Here is a 7,879-nt window from a genome sequence, read left to right as displayed (position 1 = left end):
AGCGAGGAAGAAAGGCTAAAGGAAATCTTCCAACGCATTCATTTTAACTTCGACAAGTATAATTTAACTCACATTGACAAATGGGGTATTAATCAGGATGTTCCAAAAGTACTAGATGGTATAGCAGATTATATGGCAAAACATCCAAACATCAAAATTAAGATTGAAGGAAACTGCGATGAGCGTGGAACGGAAGCCTATAACCTAGCTTTAGGCCAAAAAAGGGCTGATGCAGCAAAGAACTACCTTGTAATGCATGGTATATCACCAGATAGGATTGAAACATTGAGCAATGGTAAACTAAAGCCAGTTGATCCTGCTCATAATGAATATGCCTGGGCAAAAAATAGAAATGATCAGTTTGTGATTTTAAACAAATAGGAGCACTAAGCTCCTATTTTTTGTAAGAATTAAATGGAGGTATGTTTATAACTTTTAGATATAAACCACTTTTTAAAATTAATCAAACTGGTTTTACTTTCATTTTACATTAAAGGAGTTAATATAACTTTAAGTTCAAATAGGAGGTACTTATGTTAAAGAAACTTTTAGCTTCTTTAGTAGTTATGGGTCTTATGGCTTCTCCTGTGCTTGCTGCCACAAAAAAGGTTGAAAAACCAAAAACAGAAAAGAAAGTCGTAAAGAAAGCTGTTGGTAAAAAAGCAACAGTTAAAAAAGCTCCAGTAAAGAAAGCAGTAAAGAAATAATAAAAGAAGGTATTTTGTGAAAAAAGAAAAACCAAAACCAAAACCAAAAGACAAGTAATACTAAACTTCACTAAACTTCTTTTTAGCCAGCCTAAAAGGTTGATTATGTTTTTTAATTTTAAAAAAAATGAAAGTATAGAAATTTGGAATTTGAGTTTGGATGTCAAAATAGTTTATAAGTATAGTTGTAAATTATGCATATTGTAGATGGATAAAGTTTGTAGGAATAAAAAATGCATTATCATTTTATATTTATTTCTTCAATTACTAATAACTTTTCAAAATGCACATGCTCTTGGTAATTGGTATGTTTTTGGTGATAGTTTAAGCGACAATGGAAATATACCCAGATTAACCGGTGTTCTTTTACCACCTGCGCCATACTATCAAAACAAATTTTCAAATGGTCCAGTATGGGCAGAAGATTTTCCGCGAATTGCACATTTTAAATTTAAACCTTCAAATGATTATGCTGTAGGTGGAGCTTTTACCGGTCCAATAACTGCAAAAGGCTTAAATGGTAAAGCCAATATATATAATAACTTAGAAAATACTGGCTGGAGTTCATTTAAGCCTTTTTTTGTAACACCACAATTACCAAGTTTTTTAACAGAAATTCAAAGTTTTGCTATAAATCAAAAAAAGTTTAAACCAAATGATTTAATTGGTATATGGATTGGCGCAAATAACTTTTTTGTTGCAGCCAAACAATCTATAGCTTTTGAAAAAACAATTTTTACAAACAATCCTTCATATGCTATCAATGCTGGCATAGAACCAAATTTACTTTACCGCATGTATTTTTTATATATGCAAACAAAAGATTTTAATACAGCTATTGGTTTACTTATTTGGAGTACTGCACAAACTGCAGTATCTCAGACTGTTTATGGTGTAAGAGAACTTTTAAAGCTTGGAGCAAAACATATAATCATATTAAATCTTCCACCTATACAGGATACACCTGCTTTAATTCAATCGGGTTTCAAAGCACAAGCTTTAGCTTCAATTTATGTTGAGCTTTACAATATATATTTGCAACAGATGATCGATAGTATTAAAAATCAAACAAAATCAAAAATATTAATACTAAATACTAATTTAATGTTTGAAAAACTTATAAGCAACCCAAAAGCTTACGGTATAATTAACACTTATTCAGAAGGAATGAAAGCTTGTTTAAATGGTAAACCTTACTATTCACATTACCTTTTCTGGGATGGTGTACATCCAACAGCCTACACACAAGAAATTATAGCTCACTTTGTATCAAAAAAAGTTAAAACATTTTATTTTCATAAATAATTGCAGCCTTGATCTATCCATATCAAAGCTGCAATTAAAAACCTAAATACTTTTTAGGAGGGGTGGTAAGTTTAGAGCCAGTAAAACTTGATTTGTGTTAGAAAAATGTTTTGGCAAAGTGTTATTCATAGGACATAATCCTTTAATTATTGTGCTGGACATACTTCTTTTACTATATCGTTTATGAGCTGACCGTTTTGCCATGTTCTAATTCTTACTTTTTTACAACCTGTGTATGGATTGTAGCCTATAGGATAAGCCTGAACTGTACCTTCTACTCCATTATTGGCAGTTGTTTGGTATTGAACTGGTTGGTTATAGTAAGCAGCTTGGTTAGCAGATTGTGCTTGGATTTGAGATAGAGTATAACCAGATACAGCTCCTAAAGCAGCTCCAATAGCTCCACCTTTCCATCTATTGTTTGGACTTAATAATGCTCCAGCAACAGCTCCTAAAATTGCACCTACGCCAGCACCCTGATAACTAGCCTGAGTTGGCGGTTGAGACATTGGTTGACATCCCGTTAGATTTAAAGTGGTAACAACAAGTGTCAGCAGAAGCATAAAAGACACAATCCTAACTTTAAAATTCATTTTAGCCTCCATAATCTAAATTTATTTACCAATATTATTTTCTGGAAAAGTATGATGTATAGCTATTGGAAGGTGTGGATTAAGCGAGTTTTGAGGTGGAGGTGTATATGTATATTGAGCTTTCGCTAATCCGTAGAATTCTGTGACTGTATTTTGGCCACTTATTACCCATACATTACCATACTTGTCTATTACTAAAGGCCCAGGAAATTTGCCAAGAGCATATGTGTGTTTTTTTCCTGATTCATTGATCTCTTCTAAGACACCTTCTCCGTATTTTTTATTTCCAGAAACCCATATGTCTTTATTATCTATTGCTATCCCTGTTGATTGTATATCTAATTTATAACTTTGAGGTAAAATTTCGCAATTTGAATTTATATGCCTTAAAAATACGCTGTTGTCTAAAAGCTTACCTGTGGTAATCCAGGCTGTGTTATCATTTGCAATAATATTACTTACGCAACATTGAGGGCATTTTTTCATATAACCATTAGGGTAAAGTATCATTAGATGATCATAACTTGCAACAATCCATAAATTACCCGCTTTATCTATAGCCATTTTGTATGCTCCGTTACCCGCTTGATATGTGTCTATTATATTACCATTTTCATTAAGCTTATAGACCTTTCCATTTTTCCAGTCATCTACCCAGATATTATTTTTAGGATCTATTAAAACATAGTTTAGACCATCTGATATTTTGTATATACCTGCTATTTTTCCTTCTTGAGTAAGTTTTATTACGCTGTTTTTAACTATAGTAAAAACATTTCCATAGCTATCTATAGCAATAGATGTTGGGCTGCCTTTTAGGTCAAAATAATCTACTTTTCCTTCTTGATTAATTTTTGCTATATTTTGGCTTTGATAATTTGCAACCCATATATTACCAAATTGATCTGTAGCTATAGCATCAGGTGCTTGTCCTACGTAAATTGTGCGATTTTTATTTAAATCTATTGGGTTAATAGATTCTGATTGAGAGTAAGGGTTTGTTCTATAAACTTGAATCTGACCATTAGGATTTAGCGTAATTTCTGAAATTGCGCTTTGGGAATTGCAGCTTTGCAATAAAGTTTTTGGTAAAATTACTTTATTGTTTTTAGTAATTATTACCCAATGACTATTAAAAGCACCACATTGACCCGCAGGGTTTGGGTTTCCAGCCATTGACCCAATAGTTATTTTGTATGCAAAACCTCTCATTTTGCATAATAGGTTTAAAAGTTTTGAAGAAATAACAAACCCATTGTTGTTTCTTATTAAAAGTTGACTTGGACTTCCAAGATTTTTATAACCAGATTTTTCTAGACTCTGAATAATGTTAAATTTATTGATTTGTGCATTTTGCGTATAAAAGTACAAAGCTTTAATTTTAAGTTCTTTATTGTTGCATTTATAGAAAAGATAATCATCACCAAAGGCTTTTGAAAAGCCTAAAAAAATAAAAATTGCTATGAATAGTATTTTATAATATTTTTTCATACAATTTTCTCCACTATGTCACCTATTAAAGGAAGCTTGTATTTTTCGTGATTATAAGCCTTATACATACAAACAAGCCATACAATAATACTTAAAACATTTAGTAAGTAGCGAATAATGTCTACTAAAATGTTTAATACAGGAACGCCAATTAAAGGCATAAGTATTATTTGAGCACTAAAGAAAATAAGAAACGTAATGGTAGACTGCAACGAGTGAAAATGAACAAATTTATTTTCTTTTTCCACTATTAAAAAGAAAATACCACTTATAAAAAACATTATGTATGAGAGGGAAGCTTCCATATTTTCTTCAAGACCAAGAGAGGTTTTATCCATATTAACTCCCAATTTTGTGACCAAACTTTGAGTTTGGCCACAAAGCTCATTAATAATATTATTGCATTATCCAGGTTTGGTACGTACACTGTGGTCCTTGATCACCGTTGTGTACAAGCAATTTTCCTGGATATTCGTTTGGGGCTTTCCATACATTTACATACTCTCCATTTATGCAATAACTTGGAGCGTGGAGCTGACATTGACCTACAAGTTGTGCATCGCTAAAACCTTCCACTGTTACGTTACTAATGTGTTGAAGTGGTACTTCTTGCCCTTGCCATGTGCATGTTGGACCAGGAGCTGGAGCTGATGTTTGCATTATCCAGGTTTGATATGTAGGTTGTGGTCCTTGATCGCCATTGTGGACAAGCAATTGTCCTGGGTACTCATTTGGAGCTTCCCACACATTTATCATTTCACCGTTTATTGTATAACTTGGTGCATTAAGTTTGCACTGTCCCACAAGTCGTGCATCTCTAAAACCTTCTACTGTAACATTACTGATATGTTGAAGTGGTACCCATCTTCCATGCCAAAAACAGCTTTGAGCATAAGATAAATTGTAGCTAAAGACAAAAAATACTGTAGCAATAGCTAAAAAAATCAATTTAGACTTCATAGTATTGCTCCTTAAATTTATTTAGGTGTATTAATATTGTGCTTATTATTTTTTACCTTATATGGAGTTGGAGGCCTGCCACCACCTCCGCCAGCTCCAGTACCACCATTTCCAAAACCACCGCCTGCTCCACCAAGACCTCCCATTTCACCACCACCTGGACCAGGGCCAGGAACCACTACACCTTCATCCATGCTTTTAATTGTTTTTTGGTGCTGAGTAGAAGTAACATTAACACCTTTCAAACTTGATGCCTGGACGTAATTGAATGTAAAAGCAACTATTCCAAGCGAAACTAAACTTGTAATAATAAGTTTTTTCATGTTTTTTCTCCTTAATCGTAAAAAAGAAAATTAAATTAAAACAAACCAGTTTGACAAACTAACATTTGATTAAACCTAATTATGCTGCTTGTGTTTCCACAAAGCAGCATAATTTACACTAATCTAGCCGAATGTCTTTCACTGAGGCTGTGGACCTGGATGTGGTTTTGGACCTGGATGCGGGTTAGGATGTGGTACTGGTTTTGGGTTCGGCTTGGGTTTAGGGCCTGGTATAGGACGAGGGCATGTTATTTGCGGACATGGCCCTCTTGTTACAACTACCTTACCACAAATAACACATTTGTGTGGTGGTGGAGGTGTAGGAGCTGGCTTTTTTTCTACAGCAAAAGACTGCCCATAAATAAAACCAATGATCGCTAAAGAAAGCAAAACTTTTTTTAACATAAAAACCTCCCATTCTTTTATTTTTAGTTAATATAATTCGTATCACATTTAAGTAAAATTAATGTAAAATTTAATAAGTTTAAAAATTAATTCAAGAAATAAATATAAAATCAACTAATATAGCTCAAGATAAAACATTTACTACGTATACCTGTAACATATGCAGGCTCATTTGAAATGAACTGGATTTTAGGAGGTGTTTATGTTTCTCTGAAAACTAAACAGCAAAAAACCAATAACCATAACAAAGATTTCTGCAGATTATATTTGTGGTTTTCTGTAAAAGACAATGAGCCTTTAAATGACAACGATGTGTTTTTGATATTAATTGAGTTTGAAGACGGCACTAAAATACCTGCAAAAGGAAAAATAATAAATAAAATTGTTTACATAAAGCTTTTTAAATATTACAATTAATTAGTTTTCTTTTGCAAAGTTGTGGGGATAAGATGAAAGGTCTTTTAAAAATTGCACTTAAACTACTTACAAACGATAGGGGTAAATTTTTTACCCTAGTTCTTGGCATTACATTTGCTGTATTTTTAATGAATCAGATGACTTCTATGTTTGCTGGTATTATAAGAAAATCTACATCAAATGTAATTAATATCAATGCAAAGATGTGGGTGATGGATCCTTCGGTAGAAAACGATATGAACTCAATTCCTATGCCAAACTATGTACTTGATTATGTAAGAAGTATAAAAGGCGTTGCTATGGCTGTACCAATTTACTTTGGATCTGGTTTAGCAAAACTTGCCAACGGTAAATATCAATCTGTAAGTATTATAGGTCTGGATGATACAATACTTTTTGGTAGGCCTCCCATAATAAAAGGCAACTTAAACAAGATTTACAATTCTGATGCTTTTATTGGTGTAAAAGATTCTGATTATAAAAAAATAGGCTCACCTGGAATTGGATCGATTTTAAGTATAAATGACCACAGAGCAATAATAGTGGCGCTTGCAAATACAACCAGCGGTGGTCTTTTTGGCATACCCACACTTTATACTACATATACACGAGCTACTCGGGATTTGCCACAAACCAGATACTCTATTTCTTATATCTTGATAAACCCAAAAAGTTCAAAGGATATTCCCTACATTCAAAAGCAAGTTAAAAAATTAAGCTATAAAGCTTTAACCCAAAAACAGTTTCAAAAAACAATAGAAAATTTTTACGAATATAAAACAGGTATGGGTATAAGCATAATGATGATGACGCTTATTAGTTTTATTGTAGGTTTATCAATTGCAGGACAAACGTTTTATGCTTTTGTTCTTGAAAACCTTGAAAAGTTTGGTGCTCTAAAAGCAATAGGAGCAAAAAAATATGAACTAGTTTCAATAATACTGTTTCAAGTTTCTGTGACAAGCTTTATAGGTTATGGTTTTGGTATTATGATTTCATCTTTAGTTATCGCTATATCTAAAGCGAATATACAAAATTACGCAGCAGTTGTCACATATAAAAACATGCTTATTGCATTTTTAATGGTATTGGCAATTGCAGGATTCTCAAGTTATATTGGCATCAGAAAAGTTTTAAAGATAGAACCTTTTGATGTTTTTAGAGGTTAATAAAGAGGGAGGGGGCATTCCCTCTTTATATATTATAAGCCATTATCTTGTAGGTACTTTGAGATTGTATTTTTGGTTGACTGGGGCAGTGGAATATAGCCCAAACTTTCAGCAGCTTTGTCACCATGGGCAAAACCCCATTTGAAAAACTCAGCTGCTTCTTTGTGTGGTAATGTAGGTTTTTTAGGAATAAGCACAAATGTGCCAGATACTATAGGCCATGTGTTTACACCAGGCTGATATGCTAGAGATTGACAAAAACCGTTTTGAGGAGCCCACTGTGCTTTTGCTGCAGCTTCTTTGAAGGCTGCTATGCTTGGTATAACCCATTTACCTGCTTTGTTTTGTAATTCTACGTTTGTTAGATGATTTTGTAGCCAGAATGCATACTCAACATAGCCAATCGAGCCTTTTATCTGCTTTACATAGTTTGACACACCCATATTGCCTTTTCCGCCAACGCCTACTGGCCAGTTTACAGATAAGCCGTAATGAACTTTTTCATTCCA

General features: G+C 33.2%; 12 protein-coding genes. 5 read left to right on the top strand and 7 right to left on the bottom strand.

The annotated features are described in order from the left end of the window. The 3 genes from BLQ93_RS09230 to BLQ93_RS09225 all read left to right on the top strand — a co-directional run. Positions 1-381: OmpA family protein (locus BLQ93_RS09230; protein WP_143338735.1), on the top strand; the 381-nt coding region annotated here is incomplete at its 5' end. A 152-nt stretch (positions 382-533) separates the two neighbouring features. Then, positions 534-707, top strand: a complete 174-nt coding sequence (locus tag BLQ93_RS09450; RefSeq protein WP_159427531.1) for a hypothetical protein — start codon at positions 534-536, stop codon at positions 705-707. Positions 708-914: 207 nt separating this feature from the next. Further along, positions 915-2,012: an SGNH/GDSL hydrolase family protein gene (locus tag BLQ93_RS09225; protein ID WP_092129825.1), complete on the top strand. Its 1,098-nt coding sequence runs from the start codon at positions 915-917 to the stop codon at positions 2,010-2,012. A 146-nt stretch (positions 2,013-2,158) separates the two neighbouring features. Here BLQ93_RS09225 and BLQ93_RS09220 read toward each other — a convergent pair whose 3' ends face one another. From BLQ93_RS09220 to BLQ93_RS09195, 6 genes are all read right to left on the bottom strand, one after another. Next, positions 2,159-2,605, bottom strand: coding sequence for a YMGG-like glycine zipper-containing protein (locus BLQ93_RS09220; protein ID WP_159427530.1), 447 nt, complete (start codon positions 2,603-2,605; stop codon positions 2,159-2,161). Between the two features lie 21 nt (positions 2,606-2,626). Beyond that, complete coding sequence (locus BLQ93_RS09215; RefSeq protein WP_092129821.1) at positions 2,627-4,096, bottom strand: NHL repeat-containing protein; 1,470 nt, start codon at positions 4,094-4,096, stop codon at positions 2,627-2,629. Beyond that, entirely contained in the window at positions 4,093-4,434 is a 342-nt protein-coding gene (locus BLQ93_RS09210) for a DUF4870 domain-containing protein (protein ID WP_025391167.1), read from the bottom strand. The genes BLQ93_RS09215 and BLQ93_RS09210 overlap by 4 nt, the downstream gene beginning before the upstream one ends. A gap of 58 nt (positions 4,435-4,492) precedes the next feature. Then, positions 4,493-5,056, bottom strand: coding sequence for a hypothetical protein (locus BLQ93_RS09205; protein ID WP_092129819.1), 564 nt, complete (start codon positions 5,054-5,056; stop codon positions 4,493-4,495). Positions 5,057-5,073: 17 nt separating this feature from the next. Further along, complete coding sequence (locus BLQ93_RS09200; protein WP_092129817.1) at positions 5,074-5,379, bottom strand: hypothetical protein; 306 nt, start codon at positions 5,377-5,379, stop codon at positions 5,074-5,076. 138 nt (positions 5,380-5,517) lie between these two features. Further along, positions 5,518-5,784, bottom strand: coding sequence for a hypothetical protein (locus BLQ93_RS09195; protein ID WP_092129815.1), 267 nt, complete (start codon positions 5,782-5,784; stop codon positions 5,518-5,520). A 177-nt stretch (positions 5,785-5,961) separates the two neighbouring features. Here BLQ93_RS09195 and BLQ93_RS09190 point away from each other — a divergent pair, with 177 nt between their 5' ends. Together BLQ93_RS09190 and BLQ93_RS09185 are read left to right on the top strand one after the other, a co-directional pair. Continuing rightward, entirely contained in the window at positions 5,962-6,201 is a 240-nt protein-coding gene (locus tag BLQ93_RS09190) for a hypothetical protein (RefSeq protein ID WP_092129813.1), read from the top strand. Between the two features lie 32 nt (positions 6,202-6,233). Beyond that, positions 6,234-7,370, top strand: coding sequence for an ABC transporter permease (locus BLQ93_RS09185; protein ID WP_092129812.1), 1,137 nt, complete (start codon positions 6,234-6,236; stop codon positions 7,368-7,370). 32 nt (positions 7,371-7,402) lie between these two features. On the opposite strand, the gene BLQ93_RS09180 is transcribed toward BLQ93_RS09185, so the two are convergent. Then, on the bottom strand, positions 7,403-7,879 hold a 477-nt coding region (locus BLQ93_RS09180), incomplete at its 5' end, for a type 2 periplasmic-binding domain-containing protein (protein WP_173801035.1).

This window comes from Desulfurella multipotens (assembly GCF_900101285.1).
Classification (GTDB): Bacteria; Campylobacterota_A; Desulfurellia; order Desulfurellales; family Desulfurellaceae; genus Desulfurella; species Desulfurella acetivorans.
The sequence above is the reverse complement of the archived record's forward strand: the minus strand, read 5'-3'. Positions and strand labels throughout refer to the sequence as shown.